Source organism: Streptobacillus felis (genome assembly GCF_001559775.1).
Taxonomy (GTDB): Bacteria; Fusobacteriota; Fusobacteriia; order Fusobacteriales; family Leptotrichiaceae; genus Streptobacillus; species Streptobacillus felis.
This window is the reverse complement of sequence record NZ_LOHX01000141.1, coordinates 13,084-32,299: the sequence shown is the minus strand read 5'-3', so window position 1 is coordinate 32,299 and position 19,216 is coordinate 13,084. Positions and strand designations below refer to the sequence as shown.

17 protein-coding genes and 1 pseudogene are annotated in these 19,216 nt (G+C 26.8%); 7 read left to right on the top strand and 11 right to left on the bottom strand.

The window, feature by feature from the left end; translation table 11 throughout:
* Positions 1-250: pseudogene (locus AYC60_RS08920) on the top strand (IS91 family transposase); the annotation flags it as partial.
* A gap of 140 nt (positions 251-390) precedes the next feature.
* Here AYC60_RS08920 and nagA read toward each other — a convergent pair.
* The gene (gene nagA, locus AYC60_RS02575) at positions 391-1,542 is read right to left on the bottom strand and encodes an N-acetylglucosamine-6-phosphate deacetylase (RefSeq protein ID WP_067320943.1); all 1,152 of its coding nucleotides are present in this window, start codon (positions 1,540-1,542) and stop codon (positions 391-393) included.
* Positions 1,543-1,727: 185 nt separating this feature from the next.
* On the opposite strand from nagA, the gene AYC60_RS02570 reads away from it, so the two are divergent.
* From AYC60_RS02570 to AYC60_RS02555, 4 genes are read left to right on the top strand one after another with little or no spacing between them, the layout of a single operon-like run.
* Positions 1,728-2,621 (top strand): metal ABC transporter solute-binding protein, Zn/Mn family, encoded by an 894-nt coding sequence (locus tag AYC60_RS02570; RefSeq protein ID WP_067320940.1) that lies wholly within the window; start codon positions 1,728-1,730, stop codon positions 2,619-2,621.
* Positions 2,618-3,007, top strand: coding sequence for a hypothetical protein (locus AYC60_RS02565; protein WP_067320937.1), 390 nt, complete (start codon positions 2,618-2,620; stop codon positions 3,005-3,007). Before AYC60_RS02570 ends, AYC60_RS02565 begins: the two co-directional genes overlap by 4 nt.
* A gap of 14 nt (positions 3,008-3,021) precedes the next feature.
* Positions 3,022-3,627 carry a hypothetical protein gene (locus tag AYC60_RS02560; protein WP_067320934.1) on the top strand — a complete coding sequence of 202 codons (606 nt, stop codon included), beginning with the start codon at positions 3,022-3,024 and terminating at the stop codon, positions 3,625-3,627.
* A gap of 20 nt (positions 3,628-3,647) precedes the next feature.
* Positions 3,648-4,139, top strand: a complete 492-nt coding sequence (locus tag AYC60_RS02555; protein WP_067320931.1) for a hypothetical protein — start codon at positions 3,648-3,650, stop codon at positions 4,137-4,139.
* A 159-nt stretch (positions 4,140-4,298) separates the two neighbouring features.
* Here AYC60_RS02555 and AYC60_RS02550 read toward each other — a convergent pair whose 3' ends face one another.
* The 8 genes from AYC60_RS02550 to gyrB all read right to left on the bottom strand — a co-directional run bounded on the left by AYC60_RS02550 (position 4,299) and on the right by gyrB (position 15,595).
* Entirely contained in the window at positions 4,299-4,967 is a 669-nt protein-coding gene (locus tag AYC60_RS02550; protein ID WP_067320928.1) for a thiamine diphosphokinase, read from the bottom strand.
* A complete protein-coding gene (pheT, locus tag AYC60_RS02545; protein ID WP_067320925.1) occupies positions 4,967-7,387 on the bottom strand; it encodes a phenylalanine--tRNA ligase subunit beta in 2,421 nt (806 codons plus the stop codon). The genes AYC60_RS02550 and pheT overlap by 1 nt, the downstream gene beginning before the upstream one ends.
* Before the next feature lie 11 nt (positions 7,388-7,398).
* The gene (gene pheS, locus AYC60_RS02540; protein ID WP_067320922.1) at positions 7,399-8,415 is read right to left on the bottom strand and encodes a phenylalanine--tRNA ligase subunit alpha; all 1,017 of its coding nucleotides are present in this window, start codon (positions 8,413-8,415) and stop codon (positions 7,399-7,401) included.
* Between the two features lie 11 nt (positions 8,416-8,426).
* On the bottom strand, positions 8,427-9,755 hold the full coding sequence (locus AYC60_RS02535) for a hypothetical protein (protein WP_067320919.1): 1,329 nt from the start codon (positions 9,753-9,755) through the stop codon (positions 8,427-8,429).
* Positions 9,752-10,204, bottom strand: coding sequence for a YfcE family phosphodiesterase (locus AYC60_RS02530; RefSeq protein WP_067320916.1), 453 nt, complete (start codon positions 10,202-10,204; stop codon positions 9,752-9,754). The genes AYC60_RS02535 and AYC60_RS02530 overlap by 4 nt, the downstream gene beginning before the upstream one ends.
* 4 nt (positions 10,205-10,208) lie before the next feature.
* On the bottom strand, positions 10,209-10,979 hold the full coding sequence (locus AYC60_RS02525) for a hypothetical protein (protein ID WP_067320913.1): 771 nt from the start codon (positions 10,977-10,979) through the stop codon (positions 10,209-10,211).
* A 10-nt stretch (positions 10,980-10,989) separates the two neighbouring features.
* Positions 10,990-13,494: a DNA gyrase subunit A gene (gene gyrA / locus AYC60_RS02520; protein ID WP_067320945.1), complete on the bottom strand. Its 2,505-nt coding sequence runs from the start codon at positions 13,492-13,494 to the stop codon at positions 10,990-10,992.
* Between the two features lie 118 nt (positions 13,495-13,612).
* Positions 13,613-15,595, bottom strand: a complete 1,983-nt coding sequence (gyrB, locus tag AYC60_RS02515; protein ID WP_067320911.1) for a DNA topoisomerase (ATP-hydrolyzing) subunit B — start codon at positions 15,593-15,595, stop codon at positions 13,613-13,615.
* A 151-nt stretch (positions 15,596-15,746) separates the two neighbouring features.
* On the opposite strand from gyrB, the gene AYC60_RS02510 reads away from it, so the two are divergent.
* Complete coding sequence (locus AYC60_RS02510) at positions 15,747-16,295, top strand: hypothetical protein (RefSeq protein WP_067320908.1); 549 nt, start codon at positions 15,747-15,749, stop codon at positions 16,293-16,295.
* A 17-nt stretch (positions 16,296-16,312) separates the two neighbouring features.
* Here AYC60_RS02510 and AYC60_RS02505 read toward each other — a convergent pair whose 3' ends face one another.
* Positions 16,313-16,570 carry an RNA-binding S4 domain-containing protein gene (locus tag AYC60_RS02505; protein WP_067320905.1) on the bottom strand — a complete coding sequence of 86 codons (258 nt, stop codon included), beginning with the start codon at positions 16,568-16,570 and terminating at the stop codon, positions 16,313-16,315.
* Positions 16,570-17,238: a hypothetical protein gene (locus tag AYC60_RS02500; protein WP_067320902.1), complete on the bottom strand. Its 669-nt coding sequence runs from the start codon at positions 17,236-17,238 to the stop codon at positions 16,570-16,572. Before AYC60_RS02500 ends, AYC60_RS02505 begins: the two co-directional genes overlap by 1 nt.
* A 90-nt stretch (positions 17,239-17,328) precedes the next feature.
* On the opposite strand from AYC60_RS02500, the gene AYC60_RS02495 reads away from it, so the two are divergent.
* On the top strand, positions 17,329-19,209 hold the full coding sequence (locus tag AYC60_RS02495; RefSeq protein WP_067320900.1) for a M13-type metalloendopeptidase: 1,881 nt from the start codon (positions 17,329-17,331) through the stop codon (positions 19,207-19,209).
* Positions 19,210-19,216 lie beyond the last annotated feature (7 nt).

Below are 19,216 nucleotides of genomic sequence, written 5' to 3'. Positions count from 1 at the left end.
GATTAATAGATTTGGTTTCTATGCTAGAAGAAAATCTGATAAGTTAAAATCAGCTCTTGCTTTATTTAAAATTGAACTTAAAAAAGTTCCTTCACTTTTTAGAAAGAACTTTAAAGCTATTTGGGAATTTGATCCTTTTATGTGTCCTAATTGTAATATTTATCTTGAAGCTTATGAACTTCTTGTAAGTAGTGCTTTTGGCCGACCTATTCATAAATTCTATAACCCTAATGGCCTATTATTCAAATAGGTAATTTTGTGCTACTTGAATATATAAAGTGCATTCTTTTTATATCATTATAATTATTCAATTATTTGAATTAATAAAAATATACACACTTTATTAGAGTTATAATTTCCTATAGAAAAATAAAAAGGAGCTTAAGCCCCTTAATATCTTTGTAATTTACCTTTTGCAATAGTTCCTTCTACTATATAGTTTTCATTATAGTAAGTTAAATCTGCAATATATCCTTCTTTAATATATCCATATCTATCTTCAACTTGAACAGCTTTAGCCGGATAAGATGTTGCCATACGTAATGCTTCTTCTTCACTTATTTTTACTTCTTTAATTAGGTTTTTAACACTTGACATCATATCTATTGCTGCCCCACCAAGTGATCCTGTCTTAGGATCCCAACATTTACCATTTTCATGACGAACTAAGTGGCCTTCAAAAATAAATTCTGGCATATCAGTTCCCATAGGAGCAACAGCATCTGTTACAACATACATGTTTGATTTCATTACTTCCTTAACCACCCTTACTGATGGAAAGCTTGCATGTAATCCATCAACAATTATTCCACATTGTATGTTTTTCTTATCTAATAAATAACCTATTACCCCAGGCTCTCTTGAATCAAAAGGACGCATTGCATTAAAAAAATGTGTAGCATGAGTAAAATATTCAGCTTTTTCTTCTATTTGTGCATATGTTGCATTAGTGTGTCCTAAAGCTATATTAATCTTACTATCTTTTAAAGATTTTAAATGCTTAACTAGTGCATTTTCTGGTGCTATAGTAATTATTTTAACACCTTCATAACCTCTTTTAGATATTTCTTCTATCATTTCATCACTTAATACTCTAATATAGTCTGGTCTATGTACACCTTTTTTTTCTACACTAATATATGGCCCTTCAATATGTAATCCTAATACACCTATTTCTTCTTTTGTATCTTTAATTTCATCGATTAATTTTAAAGCTTTAAGAATCTTTTCATCAGGTGATGTAATTAATGTAGGTAAAAATGAAGTACAACCATATTTTTTATTTGTTTCGTTCATTATTTTTAAAGTTTCAACTGTAATTTCATCATTAAATAATACTCCACCACAACCATTTAATTGTAAATCGATGAAACCAGGTGATAGTACTTTACCATCTATATCCACTACTTCATGTTTAGACATTAAATCTTCAGTAAGTTCAGATACAGTTGTAATTTTTTCAATTTTATCTCCATTTAATATTACAACATTTTCAGGAATAAATTTATCCCCATCAAATATTTTTGCATTTTTGATTATCATATAGTGCCTCCTATTTTTGTTCTATATTTATTTTACCTCTATTCAAAAAAAAAAGCAAGGTAATTATGAAAAAATAATTTCAATTTCTTTAACTTGTTTGAAAAAAATTTTACATAGTCTAAAATTATTACCTTATTGAAATATGTATTGAATAATGATATAATTTAACATAGAACGGAGGTATAATGAAGAAAATAGTTTTTAAATTAATTATGTTACTATTATTAATAAGTAATGTGTCTTTAGCAAAGCTTAAAATAGGAGTAAGTATGCTACCTTATTATTCATTTACTTCAAATATTGTAGGTGAAAGGGCAGAAGTTATACAAATTTTACCTGCAGATGTAGATGTACATGCATATCAACCATCACCAGATGAAGTAAAAAAAATTGCTAATTTAGATGTAATAATTATTAATGGTACAGGCATAGATGATTATATGTATAATCTTGTTAAGGCATCTAATAATAAGAAAATAGTAATTATTAATTCAAATAAAAATGTTTCACTTCTTCCTGTTTCAGGTGAACGTGGAAGCAATAAATCAGTTAATACTCATACATTTATATCTACACAAGCTTCAATTCAACAAATAAATACTATAGCAAAAGAATTAGCTAAACTAGATAGTGCAAATGGAAGTTATTTTTTAAAAAATGCAAGAGATTATAGTAAAAAATTATCTAATATTAAATCAAAAAAAATAAAAGAAATAGCTGAATTAAGAAAAGGTAAAAATCTTACTGTAGCAACAACTCACGGTGGTTATGACTATATACTTGGTGAATTAGGAATAAAGGTTGGAGTAGTTATAGAACCTAAAAATCATAATAAACCTAGTGCAAATGATTTAAAAATAGCTATAGATTTAATAAAGAAATATAAAATTGATATACTTTTTGAATCTGATGGTGCAAGTTCTCCTTACACAAAGGCAATTCAAAAAGAAACTGGAGTAGTAGTTGAACAATTGCTGCACATGACTAATGGTAAGTATGCAAAAGATACTTTTGAAAAAGACTTAGAAAAGAATTTTGACAGAATTATTTCAGCACTTAGAAAGGTAAATAAAAAATGAAAAAATCACTAATATTAATTTCTACAATTTTTGCTTTAACTAGTTGTTCAAGTATAGTTAATGGTTTACATCAACCATTAGATATTAGATCTAATTCAGGAAAAGAAATTATAGTTAAAGATGAAAAAGGTAATGTATTAAAAAAGGGTAAAGGAACTTTATTTGTAAACTTAAAAAGAATAGATAACCAATCAGGTGTAGGTGCAAAATATTTTATAACATCAGGAGATAAAACTGTAGCAATATTACCTAAAACAAATGTATTAGCATATATAGTTGGAAATATTTTTGTTCCAGGAGGACATTTAATTGATAAATCAACTGGAGCTATGTATGATCTTGTAAATGTTGATGGTGAAAAAGTTAATAGTTTAGAATTTAAATAAAGGTTGTTGATATTATGAAAAAGTTTTTAATTTTATTCATTTTTACATCTATTTTTAGCCTATCAGAGACAGAAGTTAAAGTACTAGGCCAAGGAAGTATAAGTGGATTTCAAAGTACAGAAATGAACAATACTTCTTTAGATGGAGGTATTGAACTTTCATTATCTAAAGTAATAAGAATAAAAAAATATCCTATAAATGTAAATCTAGGTACTGGATTACTAGGTGGTATAAGTAAAAAAATATTAAGTAATGAAGAAGAAAAAAAATTTGAAGATAAAGTAAAAGATTATGAAGAAAAAATATCATCTTCAAATGGTGAAGAAAAAGAAAAATTAGAGCTAGAGAAAAATACATATATTAAATCAGTTAAAAATATACATCCTTTCATTTCACCATTTATTTTAACTGAAGTAAGTGGAAAAATTAAAGATGACTACAAATTATATACTGGTGCTTCTTTAGGTTCTTATCATTATATTGTAAATGATAAATCTATAAATAAATTTTCTGTAAAAGCAAAATTCGGATTTACTTACAAAAATAGATTCACTAGTGAAATAAGTGCAGGTTATCCTCAATATTTTACTCTAGGTATAGGATCAAAATTTAGTTTTTAATAAAAAAGGAGTGATATAATATGAAAAAATTTTTAATGGCAATTTTATTTGGTTTCACGATGTTTTCATGTACTATGTTAAATGTTACTGATTACCGTGTTCCAAACAGTGAAATTCGTGCAAACTTAGCACAGAAGGTGGATAATAGAATAGACTTATTCCTTGCAAAAGGTGAAATTACTATCAGAGATGTATATGTAAAAGACTATAGATTAAACATTATTCTTTCAGCTGAAACTAGTTCTGTAGTTGGTGCTTTATTTGGTAAAACATCACAAACTGCAATAGTTCATTTAGAAAGTGATATTAGAGTTCAAGATGGTAAAATTTATACTAAAAATGTAAGAGTTAAAGAAGTAAAAGGTAATATACAAGATGAAGTAATAAAACAAATTACTAATGCTGTTGTGTATGCAACTTTAGACAATACTGAAATATACAGCTATAGATATCCTAAAGATGTTAAAAGTGCATACCTAGTTGAAAATAGTATAATTATTAACTTTAGATAACAAAAAAATGGAGAATACTAAAAAATTAGGATTCTCCTTTTATTGTTAAAACATTTTTTGAAAGGGCATTTTATATCACTAAAAAATTATTTTACACAATTCTATTTTTTCTCATCCACCCATTAATTACAAAGAATCCAAATTTTCAAATGTTTCTTCTTATATCTTTATAATTATTAACATATCTCCACTTTTTGCATTTACTGTTGCAACATCTTCTTTAATAATATTACTAACAAGAGACATATCTCTTGATATATCTTTATCCTTAAGATTATATACAAATCCTTCAAGAGTTAATTCTTTTAAATCAGATAAAGGTATCAAAGAAAATTTTTTACCTGACATATTTTTAATAATATCTTCCTTATCAACATAATACATTAATTCATTTTTATGACTAATATACTTCATATTTTTATTTTTAGCCAGTAATTTAGCATTACCTATAGACATATCCATTCTTCCGCCAGTAGCGCCAAATACTAACACATCTTTTTCTTGATAAAAATCTATTTCTTCTCTTTGAAATCTATCATTCATACCAACTTTATCAAACCCACAAATATGTAATAAGGCTATACCAAAATCAGTATAATCTTTATCACTTGAATAATCATGTATTTTAACACCCTTATTTTTATAATAACTAAGAACTTCTGGACTAATTGAATCTAAATCTCCTACTATAGTATGAGGAACTATCCCCTGCTTATAAGCAAAGTTAGTTCCCCCATCTGCACAATATATTATTCTATCTTTTAATAACTCTAAATGATACTTTGTAAATTCTGGATACTCTCCATTTAAAAATACACAATATTTCATTATACTCTTAATGTAGCTCCAAAATCTTTAGTTAATTTATTTATTATTTTATTCATAACTTCAACTATATCTTTTTCTTCTAGAGTTTTATTATCATCTCTCATTACTATACTTATAGCAACAGACTTATATCCTTTTTCAATTCCAAGTCCTTGATATATATCAAATAATTCAACTTTTTCTATTAATTTATCTGCTTTTTCTATAGTCTTAAGCATTTCTCCTACTAATACATTTTCATTAACTACTATAGCTATATCCCTTGGAACTGATTGGTATTTACTTAGTCCTTTATACTTAACATTATTTGAAATATATTTTTTAATTAGATCTAAATATACTTCTGCATAAAGTATGTTACATTTTTCTGCATCCATATTTTCTAATACATCAGGATGTAACTCTCCATATGTTGCAACTAATTCCTTACCAACAAATACATCTACACTTCTACCTGGATGATAAGCCTTATTAGAGCTTCTTCTAATTTGGTATTTATTAAATCCTATTTTTTCAAATAATGCTTCAACAACACCTTTCATATCATAGAAGTCATAATTTTCTGGTTTTGCATTCCATATATTTTTAATTTTACTTCCTGAAAGTACTAATGCTAGAGTTTCTTTTTCAAATACTTGCATTTGACCTAATTCTACTGCCTTTTCATCAACTTTTTGTACATTTTCTTTAGTAAATCTTTTACTTACTTCAAAGAATCTTATGTCAGCAGCTCCTCTATTTACATTATCTCTAACATTTTTTATTAGAGAGTACATAAGTGTTGGTCTTAAAATACTAAATTCTTCTACTATAGGGTTTTTTATTTCTATAACATTTTCACTAGATATTTCAAACAACACTTTTTCTAATGCATTTTTAGGAATAAAGCTGTAATTTATTACTTCTCTTAATCCTAAATTAGAAGTAATTTTCTTAATATCAGTTACAAATTTAGTAGTATCTTCCAATCTATCCTTACTTAATTTAATAGTTGGCATTACATTTTCTATACTATCAAATCCTACCATACGTATTACTTCTTCAAAATAGTCAAATTGATTTACTAAATCTTGTCTATGAGAAGGTGCAATTAATAATAGTTCTTCTCCTTTATCTTCTACTTTTACTTCTAATTTTTCAAAGATGTCTATTATTTTATCTTTTTCTATCTCTTTACCAACAAATCTATATAGTCTTGGTATAGAAAGTGTAGTAGTTTTAGTTTCAGGTTTAACAGGATAATTATCATTAATATTGCATATAGTTCCTCCAGCTAATTCCTTAACTAAACTAGAAATTCTATCTAATACATATTCCATATTTTCTGTATTAACTGCTCTTTCAAATCTATATGCAGATTCAGTAGATAATGCAAATTTCCTATTAGTTTTTCTAACCATAATATTATCAAAATGGGCTACTTCTATTAAAATATCAGTGGTATTATCATCAACTTCTACTTCAGTCCCACCCATTACACCAGCAAGTGCAACAGTTTTTTCACCATTTGTAATAACTATATCTTCATTATCTAATATTCTTTCTTTTTCATCTAGAGTTACGAAAACCTCTTCATTTTTAGCTCTTGAAACAGTAACCTTATTTGAATTAAATTTGTTAAAGTCAAATATATGGTTAGGTTGATTAGTTTCCATCATTACATAATTAGAAATATCCACTATGTTGTTTATACTTCTAATTCCTACAGCTTCTAATCTATTTTTTAACCATTTAGGACTTTCTCCTACTTTAACACCTTTAATTACTCTAGCTAAATATCTATTAGATAAACCTTCTTCTATAGATATTTCAACATTTTCTTTTCCTTCTACTACTACTTCATTTGTAGGAACTTTTAATACTTTTGAGTAATATGCAGCAAGTTCTCTTGCTATACCTAAATGAGAAAGACAATCAGGTCTATTAGGTGTTATTTCTAATTCAAATACTATGTCATCTAAACCTAAATATTCATTCATAGGAATACCAAGTTTAGTATCTTGTGGTAATATCATTATTCCATCATGATCTTTTCCTATTTTCATTTCAGTTTCAGAGCAAAGCATTCCATTTGATTCTTCTCCTCTGATTTTAGCTTTTTTAATTACAAATCCTTCTTCAAGTTCTGCACCAATTTGAGCCATAGCAACTATATCTCCAACTTTATGATTAGGTGCTCCACATAATACTTGTAATACCTCAGTTCCATTGTCAACTTGGCATATACTTATGTGATCAGAATTTGGATGAGGAACTTTTTCTAAAACCTTAGCAGTTAATACTTTAGTTAAGTGCTCTCCTTGCTTTTCTATTTTCTCTACTTCTTGCCCTATCATAGTTAAGGCATTTTCTAATTCCTTTATATCTATATTTTTGTCAAGATCTATATATTCTCTTAACCAATTTAATGAAATTAACATATTTCCTCCACTTAAAATTGTTCTAAAAATCTAATATCATTTTCAAAGAATGCTCTTAAATCATCTATACCATATTTAAGCATAGTAATTCTTTCTACTCCAAGTCCAAATGCAAAACCTTGATATACTTCTCCATCTATTCCCGCAGATTCTAATACTTTAATATTTACCATACCAGAACCTAATATTTCTAGCCATCCAGTATTTTTACATAATCTACATCCTTTACCTCTACAAACTCCACATTCAACATCCATTTCAGCACTAGGCTCAGTAAATGGGAAAAAGTGAGGTCTGAATCTTACATTTCTATCCGCTCCAAATATTCTTTGTACTATACTTTCAAGCATAGCTTTAAAGTTAGAAAAACTTACATCTTTACCAACCATAAGTCCTTCAACTTGATGGAACATAGGAGTATGAGATACATCATAATCTGGTCTATATACTTTACCTATAGATATCATTTTAAAAGGAGGTTTATGTTCTCTCATATATCTAATTTGTACAGGTGATGTTTGTGTTCTAAGTATTACATCATCTGTAATATAGAAAGTGTCAGTTAATTCTCTTGATGGGTGAGTCTTTGGAATATTTAATGCATCAAAATTTAAATAAGTACTTTCTACTTCAGGCCCGTCTACTATATCAAATCCCATTTCACTTACTATTTCTTTTATTTCAATTAAAGTTTTTGTAAGTGGATGTAAACTTGATTTTTCAAGTGATTTACCTGGCAATGAAATATCTAAAGTTTCAAATTCTAATTTTATTTTTTTAGCCTCTTCCTTTAATTTTGTAAACTTATCATCAAATTTCTCTTGTAGTTCGTTTTTTACTTCATTTGCAAGTGCTCCAAATTCTTTTCTTTTTTCAGCTACTATATTACCCATTTCTTTCATTATAGCTGTAAATTCACCTTTTTTACCTAAGTATTTAACTTTTAAATCATTAAAGTCTTGTACAGAATCTAATTTTTCAATATCTGATAAAGCTTTTTCTTTAATCAGTTTTAATTTATCTAACATTTTTCCTCCAACTACTTAACTTTCTCTATTTTATATTCTTTTAGTAAATTAATTAATTCTTCCTTATTTTTAAATAATTGTGTCCCTTGTTTTAAGTTTAATCCTTCTAGTCCTACTACTGACTTATTATTTCTATAAATTACTCCTAGATATATAAGCTTATATATTTCATCATTTTCTTCAAATTGTGCAATATCTGTAAAACTTAATTCATCATACTTTATCTTTTGTATTAAATAATATTCCTTATTATTATCTATAGCATTCCCTTCATAAATACCAGTTAATTCATCATTTAAACTATATTTTGAATATCTTTCATCATATTTAGCTAAATATTCATATACTGTTTTACTATTTATTTCATCTATAGATTTAACTATTTCAGGTACATTATTAATAGTTATTGTTTCTTCTATTTTACCAGTTTTTAAATTCAGAAACTCTTTATCTTCAACATTAAAGCTAACTTTAACATTTCTTGTTTCACCTTTAATTAATTCTTCCTCTGGTCTTTCTATTTCAAAGTTAGTACCTGTTAAATATAGATTTCTGAAAACAGGATCAAGATTTTTTTCATTTACCTTTCTCATATTTACACTACCAAAAAGATAAATTTTATCACCTTTGTGTGTATAATTTTTTACCATATATTCAAATGGTTTATATACTTTATTATCATATTTTATATATATATTCCAAGCTACTAAACTAGAAATCAATATCATACATAAACTAAATATACTTATATTTAATTTTTTCCATATAGCCTTATCTTCTTTACCTACAAGAGTTCTAACATTAAGTATTATTGCAAGTGAAGTAGATACTAAAAGTATTATTGTTAAAACTTGTATAATATATTTAACATCTAAAATGTATTGTATTCTACCCATAAGATAAAGTGCTGCTGGAATTCCTTGTTCATATTTTCTTTCAGTGATACTTTTTAAGGCATAAAAAATATCTTTAGTACTATATACATAATAAATTGATGCCATACTTGTAACCCATATCATTACTGTTGACCCTTTTAACAATCTATCATATTGTTTTTTTACTATTCTAAAAATTATGAAAAAAGCAAATGTAATTAATAGAAATAGTAAGAAAGTCCTATATATAGTTGCAAAAACTTCCAAGGCTTTTAAATCTTCTGTCATAACAGACAATTTCTTAACCAAAGTAACAAAATCTGTTTGACTTGTTATTTTACCTTTAAGTTTGTAGAAAATATCTCCAACTTTTGCTAATAATAATAGGTTTATTAATAGACAAAATGATAATAACCACAGCATTACAGTTTCAAAAATTTTACGTGGTTTTACTACATTACTCATTTTTTTCCTCCCTTAAATTCTAAAGTACCATTTTCTATAATTGCATATTCATGATTTACTATAGCTCCTGGGTTAATATATATAGTATTATTAAATTCACTTCTATGTTGTATGTGTGTATGGCCAAAAATTACATAATTAGCATTTTTTTGACTTCCAAACTCATATATTTTATTCATATTAGATTTTACTCCAAATAAATGTCCATGGGTAAGTATTACTTTACCCATAGACTCTATTTCTAACTCTAGTGTTTCTTTAGTTTCATCATCAAAATAATCACAGTTTCCCTTTACTATATGAAATGGTATATCGACTGCATATGACATTTCTATAGCATCTATACTATGATCACCTGCAAATATTATTAATTCAGGTTTTTCTTTAGTTATTACTTCATAAAAATATTTTAAATCTGTATGAGAATCTGAACATAAAAGAACTTTCATGTCATCACCCCATATATATAGGTGTTTCAGTTTTTTCAAATACTTTAAGACCTACTTGCCCTGTTAATCTTTCAAAGATTATAGAGTATTTTAATACACCCATTAATATTAAGTCATATTTAGGAACTTCAGAAAGTATTATAGATACTTCATCTCCAGTTCTGTCTATAATATTACAATTTGAACCAAATCTTTCAGTTAATCTATTTCTATCTTCTACATTAACTCTTAATACATCTATATCACGAACTCCAAATGTGTCAAAATAATCATATACAGTTCTATTTACCATAAATCCACCATCATTTAACATAAGAACATTGTCAAATGAATATTCTTTATCAGTTATAGATAATATTAACATAGGTTTATAGTGCTGTTTTAATAAAGAATGTAAATTATCACTAATAGTTCCATTTTCAGTTCTACATACAACTAATAGATCATAAGCTTTTAATTCTTCCATTGCTACTTCTACTATTTCGCCCTCAAGTGAATATATTTTTCTAAAGTTACCTTCAGATAATTTTTCTTTGTATTTTTCAAATACATCGTCTTCTAATTTTAAATAGTCCTCTATTAATAGATTAGTATTAGCACTAACACCCATACCTTGTATAGTTAATGGAAAAATATCATATTTCATAATATCTTTAATGTATACTACATCTTTTTCTATATGTGGGTATTTTTCATCCAAAGATTTAGATAATTTTAAAAACTCATTTATTTCTACCTCATTTGTTAATAAAAACAAAAATCTTTTCATATTCATACCATCACTCCTATTCTTCTACTATTTCTTCTTCGTCTGTAGTTTCAGCTGCTACTCTATCAGCAGAAACTAAATATTCCTTATATTTCAGAGACTGTATTTTAACACCTTTACTATTTCTTCCTACAACAGGTAAATCTTTAATCTTGATACGTATTACAGTACCTGTAGTTGAAATAGCAACAAGTTCCATATTTTCTGAATTTTCATCACTAGGATCTATAATAGTTGAGTAAACAACAAAGTGATTTTCACTTTCTTCTTTACTTCTTCTTTCTAGATTGTAGTTTTTAACTCCTTTTCCACCTCTTTTAATCGTATTATATTCAGATAAATATGTCTTCTTACCTATACCAAGTGAAGTAACACTTAATACACTCATTTGTTCAACATTATTATCTGTATAAATTACATCAGCAGAAACAACTTCATCACCTTCATTTAACTTAATAGCTCTAACTCCAGCTGCAGTTCTTCCCATAGAACGTATGTCTTCTTCTTTAAATCTTACTGCCATTCCACCTTTAGTAGAAATAAAGATTTCATCTTTTTCACTACCAGATGTAATTCCAACAAATTTAACTTCATCTTCATCATCCTTAAATGAAATTGCTATTTTACCATTTCTGTTTATAGTTTTAAACTCAGCTATCTTAGTTTTCTTAGCTATACCATTTCTAGTAATGAAAATTAAATCTCTATTATCATTTTCTATTTCATCAACAGGAATAATTACAGAAATCTTTTCATTTTCATCAAGTTCAATAATATTACCTATTAACTTACCTCTAGCTTGCTTACTTACTTCAGGTATTTCATAAACTTTTATAGAATATACCTTACCTTTATCACTAAATACCATTAAAGTATCTAGTGTTTTAGCAGTAAATAGATCTTTTAATACATCATCTTCTATAGTAGTTGTATTTGAAACTCCTTTTCCACCTCTTTTTTGAGATTTATAGCTATCAAGTGACATACGTTTTGCATATCCTCTCTTAGTAATTGTTACTATAACATCTTCATTTTTAATTAGGTCTTCAATATTAATTTCAAATCTATCATTTTCTATATCAGTTCTTCTAACATCTCCATATTTTTGTTTTAATTCTAAAACTTCTTCTTTTATGATAACATATTTTCTTTCATCTTTTGCAAGTATATCTTCAAGATCTTTAATAAATAGCATTAATTTTTCATATTCTGCATCTATTTCTTCTCTTGCAAGTCCTGTTAATCTATGCAATCTCATATCAAGTATTGCATCTGCTTGTATTTCAGTAAATGCAAATTTTTCTATTAAAGATTCTTTAGCTAAAGCTCTAGTTTTACTTCCTCTAATAGTCTTTATTATTTCATCTATATGATCTAGTGCTTTTCTTAATCCTTCTAATATATGTGCTCTATCTTTAGCCTTATTTAAATCAAATATTGTCTTTCTTGTAATTACATCATATCTATGTTCTAGATATTTTTCTAATATTTCTTTTAAATTAAGTACTTTAGGAGCGTTATTTACTAAAGCAAGCATTATGATACCAAAAGTAGTTTGAAGATCTGTAAATTTAAGTAATTTATTTAATACTATCTCAGCTTCTTCTCCCCTTTTAATATCTATAACTATTCTTATTCCTTCTAAGTTAGAAAGGTCAGCTAAATCAGAAATACCTGTAATTATCTTATCTTTAACAAGTTCACCTATTCTTTTAATAAGGTTAGACTTATTAACTTGATAAGGAAGTTCTGTAATTACTATACTTTGCTTTCCTTTTTTATCAGTAACAATTTCAGTTCTTGCACTTACTCTTACTTTTCCTCTACCTGTCTTATATGCTGAATAAATACCAGATTTTCCATATATTATACCTCCAGTAGGAAAATCAGGTCCTTTGATATGAGTAATTAATTCATCTATACTAATATCTCTATTATCTATTAGTGCAACTATACCATCTGCAACCTCTCCTAAATTATGAGGTGGTATATTAGTTGCCATACCTACTGCTATACCTGTAGTACCATTTAATAATAGGTTAGGTAATTTAGCAGGTAATACAGTTGGTTCATCTAAACTTTCATCAAAGTTCTTTCTCCAGTCTATAGTGTCCTTATTAATATCCACAAGCATTTCTTCAGCAATCTTAGACATTCTTGCCTCAGTATATCTCATTGCCGCAGCACTATCTCCATCTATAGATCCAAAGTTTCCATGTCCATCTACTAACATATATCTAGTATTAAAATCTTGAGCCATTCTTACCATAGAGTTGTAAACTGCACTATCTCCATGTGGGTGATACTTACCTAATACTTCCCCTACTAGTCTTGCTGATTTCTTATATGGACTATTATGATTCATTTTTAATTCATCCATAGCATAAAGTATTCTTCTATGAACTGGCTTTAATCCATCTCTTACATCTGGTAAGGCCCTTGAAACAATAACACTCATAGAATAATCTAAATATGATGCTTTTATTTCGTCTTCTATATATATCAATTCTTCATTAGACATCTCTGTTTTTTTCATAACAGCTTCTATAGCACTTTGGCTATCTTGGTCTAGCGTTGAATCTATATCTTCTTCTAATATTTCATCTTCTTTATCAAATATATCTGCCATTATAGCCTCCTTAAATATCTAAATTTCTAACATAATTTGCATGTTCTTCAATAAATTCTCTTCTTGGTTCTACTTTATCTCCCATTAGTATAGAGAACATCTTATCTGCATATTGTGCATCTTCTAAAGTAACTTTTAATAAAGTTCTAATATCTGGGTCCATAGTTGTTTCTTTTAACTGGTCTGGATTCATTTCTCCTAACCCTTTATATCTTTGAACATTGTATCTATTTTTACCATTATTATCTACACCTAATTTTTCATCAAGCACTCTAGTAATGTTTTTTAATTGCTCATCAGAATATGCATATTTAATTTGTTCTTTCTTACCACTCTTAGTTGTAACTTTATATAAAGGTGGCTGTGCAATATATATATGTCCATTATTAATTAATTCTCTTAAATATCTATAGAAGAAAGTAAGCATAAGTGTTCTAATATGAGCACCATCAACATCGGCATCTGTCATTATTATTATCTTATGATATCTTAATTTTTCTATGTCAAACTTATCTCCAAAACCAGCACCAAAAGCAGTAATCATAGCTTTTATTTCTGAATTTTCAAGTATTTTATGTTCATTTGCTTTTTCAACATTTAGTATCTTACCACGTAATGGTAATATAGCTTGGAATTCTTTAAATCTTCCTTGTTTTGCAGAACCACCAGCTGAATCTCCTTCGACTATGAATATTTCTGAAACTTCAGGGTCTTTTGATTGACAATCTGCAAGTTTACCTGGAAGACCACCTAAACTGAATTCATTTTTCTTAGTTACTAAATCTCTAGCTCTTTTTGCAGCTTCCCTAGCTTGTTTTGATATAGCTATTTTATCTATAATTACTTTACAGTCTTTAGGATGATCTTCTAAATACATTTTAAGTTTATTACCTACTACACCTGAAACTATACTTGTAGCTTCAGATGAACCTAATTTAGCCTTAGTTTGTGATTCAAATTGAGGTTCAGGGAATTTTAAGCTTAAAACATATACTAAACCTTCTCTTACATCTTCTCCCTTGAATTCATTTTTACTATTAGCTTCCTTAGCTAAGTCATTAATAGTTCTAGTTAAAGCACTTCTTAATCCAGATACGTGCGTTCCACCATCTGAAGTATTAATATTATTAACAAATGAATACTCTACTGTAGATTGTGAGTTCTTATATATCAAAGCAATTTCTACTTCAGAATATTTATCAGGGATAGGATTACCTTCATCATCTACTTCTCCCTCACTAAGCATAACTTTTTCTTTCATATATATTACTTCATCTATTATTTTATCATTACCAACAAGTTCTGTAACGAAATCAACTATACCACCTTCAAAATGGAAAGTTTCTTCTTTTACTTTATCTGGTTTTCTTTCATCAATTAATATTATTTTTATTCCTTGATTTAAGTAGGCAAGTTCCTTAAGCCTTCTTTGTAATACATCATAATCAAACAATATAGTTTCAAAAATCGTTGCATCAGGCTTAAATTTTATAGTAGTACCATGTGCTTTAGCAGGTGCTTTTCCTATTTCTAAAGCTTCAGTTATAGCATTACCTTTTGAAAATATTTGTCTTACTACTTTCCCATCTCTTGTTACAGTAGCTTCAAGTTTTTCAGATAAGGCATTAACTACAGATACTCCAACTCCATGTAATCCTCCTGAAAATTGATAGTTTGAATTATCAAATTTACCTCCAGCATGTAATACTGTCATTACTACTTCCAGAGTTGATTTTCCTGATTTATGCATCTCGGTAGGTATACCCCTACCATTATCTGATATTTCTATTTCTGAATCTGGAAGCATTCTAACTGTTATAGTGTCACAAACTCCTGCAAGAGCTTCATCTATACTATTATCTACTATTTCCCATACTAAGTGATGTAATCCTCTTGAAGAAGTAGTCCCTATATACATTCCTGGTCTAACTCTAACAGCATCTAGACCTTCTAAGACTGTGATGCTTTCTCCACCATAATTTTTCTCTGACATATTCCCTCCAATTTTAATTATTTTATTATCTTAATTATATCACATTTTATTGATTTTTACTAGCTTTTTAAATAATTTAAGCGTGATTTATTTGTATATTTTTATTGATAAAAAAATACTAAAATGATAAAATAAATTGAGAGGTGATATTTTGAATAATAAACTTAGATTTTTAATAGTATTATTACTTCTTCTAAGCATGATATTTGTTTTAAATAGATATGTAATTTCAACAAAAAAATACACTATTCCTATAGAAAGTGTTAATAAGAATATATTTAAAAACAAGCTACTTGATGATGTAATAGAAGATTTTGATAAAAAATATAAATCAACGAAATTCGAGATAAGTAAATTCACTAACAAAGAAGTGGATTCAAATATATATTTTTATTCTCAAATATTCGGATATACTGAGTCATATTTCATAATAGAGTATAACGACTTTGAGGTCACACAATTAATTTTTAATTTTTCTAATGCTAGCAAGGAAAATTTTGAAGATATTACTGAAATAATTTATCTATTGATAGAAATTTCAGATAACGATATTAAATCTGTTGAAGCTAAGTCTATTATACTTAATATGTTTAAAGAACTTAAAAATAACAAAGATAGAGTTACTTTAGTATATGATAACAACCTGGTATATACACTAAATATATTTAATAACAATAGTATAAGGTTTACTATAAAATAAAAAATGCATAACATAAATTATGCATTTTTTATTTCTTCAACAGTTATATAACTATCTATATCTTCTTTTCTTAATGATTCAGGTGGTAATTTTAATACATTAACTACAAAGTTTCTATTATAGAATTTAATATCTATTTTATCTCCTTCTTTTACTGAATAAAGAGCTTTTTTTACATCACCATTAACTTTAACATTCCCAGAATCACATAATTCATTAGCTATGGTTCTTCTCTTTACAACTCTAGTAACTTTTAAAAATTTATCAAGCCTCATTATCTTCCTTCTCTTTCTATATTATTCATAACTCTCGCTGCAGCCAAAATATATGAATTAACATTAGTCTTTTTAATATTATCATAAGCTTTAGCTAAAAATTCTCTTGCAGAATACTTATATCCTTTTTCTTCTAATCTTTGTATACTTTCAACAGTTTTACGTTTAATTTGTTCTTCATTTTCCACAACTTGTTCTGCTATAAATTTAACTATTTTTAAATCTGTATCATCAAACTTAACTACAGTTTCTTCAATTTTAGTATTACTTACTTTAACTTCAACAACTTCTTTTTTTTCAACTACCTTATTCTCTACCACTTTCTTTTCTTCTTTTTTTACTTCTTTAACTGGGTTTTCTGACTTAATTATAGTTGATTTAACTTCTGCATTTGTTTTTGCATTTTTAGGATTTACTACATTTTTTTGGGGGTCTACTTTCTTTTCTACTACCTCTGTTTTCTTCTCTACTTTAACTATTTCTTGTTTTTTTGTTTCAACTTTCTTTTCTTCTTTTTTGACAGGCTTTTCTTCTTTTTTTTCTTTTATTTCAATATATTTAATATGATCATTTTGTGTAATTAAATTTCTATCTTTTAAATATTCGTCTAAAGATGTGCACGAAATAGCTGTAAACGCTAATATCATTATACCTAAATATTTTTTCATAATAATCACCTCAAATATATTTTACCACATTTTTCTATACTTTTCAAAGTCTAATATTCATGGTATAATCATATTAATTAGGAGGATATTATGGAAAATTTTAAAGACAATCTATATATGGCAGTTAATAAGAAGTGGCTAGATAATGCCGTTATACCTGAAGGTAGAACTAGCATAAGTAGTTTCTCAGAATTACATTTTAAAACCGAGGATATTATTTTAAATGATATTGATAAACTTTTAACAAATTCAAATGAAGAAATAAGCAAAGAAATGAATAATTTCCTTAAGTTATATAAGCAAGGATTAAATATAGAGCAAAGAGACAAATATGGTGTAGAACCAATAAAAAAAATGATAAATTTTTTAATAGAAATTGATAATTTTGATACACTTAATTCAAAACTATTTCACTTAATATGTAATGGTTATACATTACCTTTTTCCCCAATAGTAAGTATAGATATGAAAGATTCTAACAAACACTCTTTATACCTTAGTGTTGCTCCTACTATATTACCAAATAAGGAGCAATATTATACAGAAAAAAAAGAAGTATTTCTTGAAAAATATAGGGAAATGGCAGTAGAAGTATTAAAATATTTCTTTGATGAAGAAACTAGCATATTACATGTAGATAACGCAATAAAATATGACTTATCTTTTTTTGAATATGTTAAATCTTCTACAGAAAGAACTGATTACTCAAAACTATATAATCCTATGAATATTTATGTACTTAAAGAGTATAGTAACAATATTAATATATATGAAGTAATAAATAAAATATTCAAAAAAATAGATAATGTAATAGTTACAGAACCAGTTTATTTTAAAAACATTGACCAATTTATCAATCAAAATACTTTTGAATTATTGAAATCTTGGATGATAGTTAGATATATTTTAAGTAACACATCTTTATTAACAGAAAACTTAAGATTATTAGGTGAAAAATATTCTAACTATATTTTAGGAAAAGAAAAATCATTAGATAACAAAAAATACTGCTATAACTATATTTCTAGTATATTTTCTGGTGTTATAGGTGATTTTTATGCAAAAAAATATTTTGGTAATGAAGCAAAAAAAGATGTATTAGAAATGGTTAACAAAATAATATTAACATACAAAAAAAGATTAAAAGAAAATACTTGGCTTAAAAAAAATACTATAGATCAAGCTATAAATAAGCTTGAAAGTATGGATGTACTTATAGGATATCCCGAAGAATATGATGAAAAGTATAAGAAATATATAGTTAGAGAAGATCATTCATATTTTGATAATAATTTAAATATAACAAGAGTTTCTTTACTAAATAATTTTAAGAAAATAAACGAGGTTGTAGATAGAAAAAAATGGGCCATGAGTCCTGCTACTGTAAATGCATATTATCATCCAACACTAAATTTAATATGCTTCCCTGCAGCTATATTACAAGAACCTTTCTATAATTTTAATAGAAATAAATCATCTAATTATGGTTCTATAGGAGCAGTAATAGCACATGAAATTTCACATGCCTTTGATAATAATGGAGCTAAATTTGATAAAGATGGTAATCTAAATAATTGGTGGGATGATGAAGACTTTGAAAACTTTAATAAATTAACAGAAAAGATGGTTGAACAATTTGATAATATTCCTTATCAAGATGGTTTTGTTAATGGAAAACTTACTGTTTCTGAAAACATTGCTGATCTTGGTGGATTAAGTTGTGCGCTTGATGCATTAAAAGAGTTAGAAGATTATTCTATTCAAGATTTCTTTATTTCTTGGGCTAAATCTTGGGCTATTAAATCAACACCAGAATACACTAACCTATTACTTTCTACAGATGTTCATGCACCAGCTGAATTACGTGCAAATATGCAACCTAAAAATATTGATGATTTCTACACAGCATTTGGTATTAATAAAGATGATAAAATGTATCTAGAAAAAGAAAAAAGATTAAGTATATGGTAATAGGCCT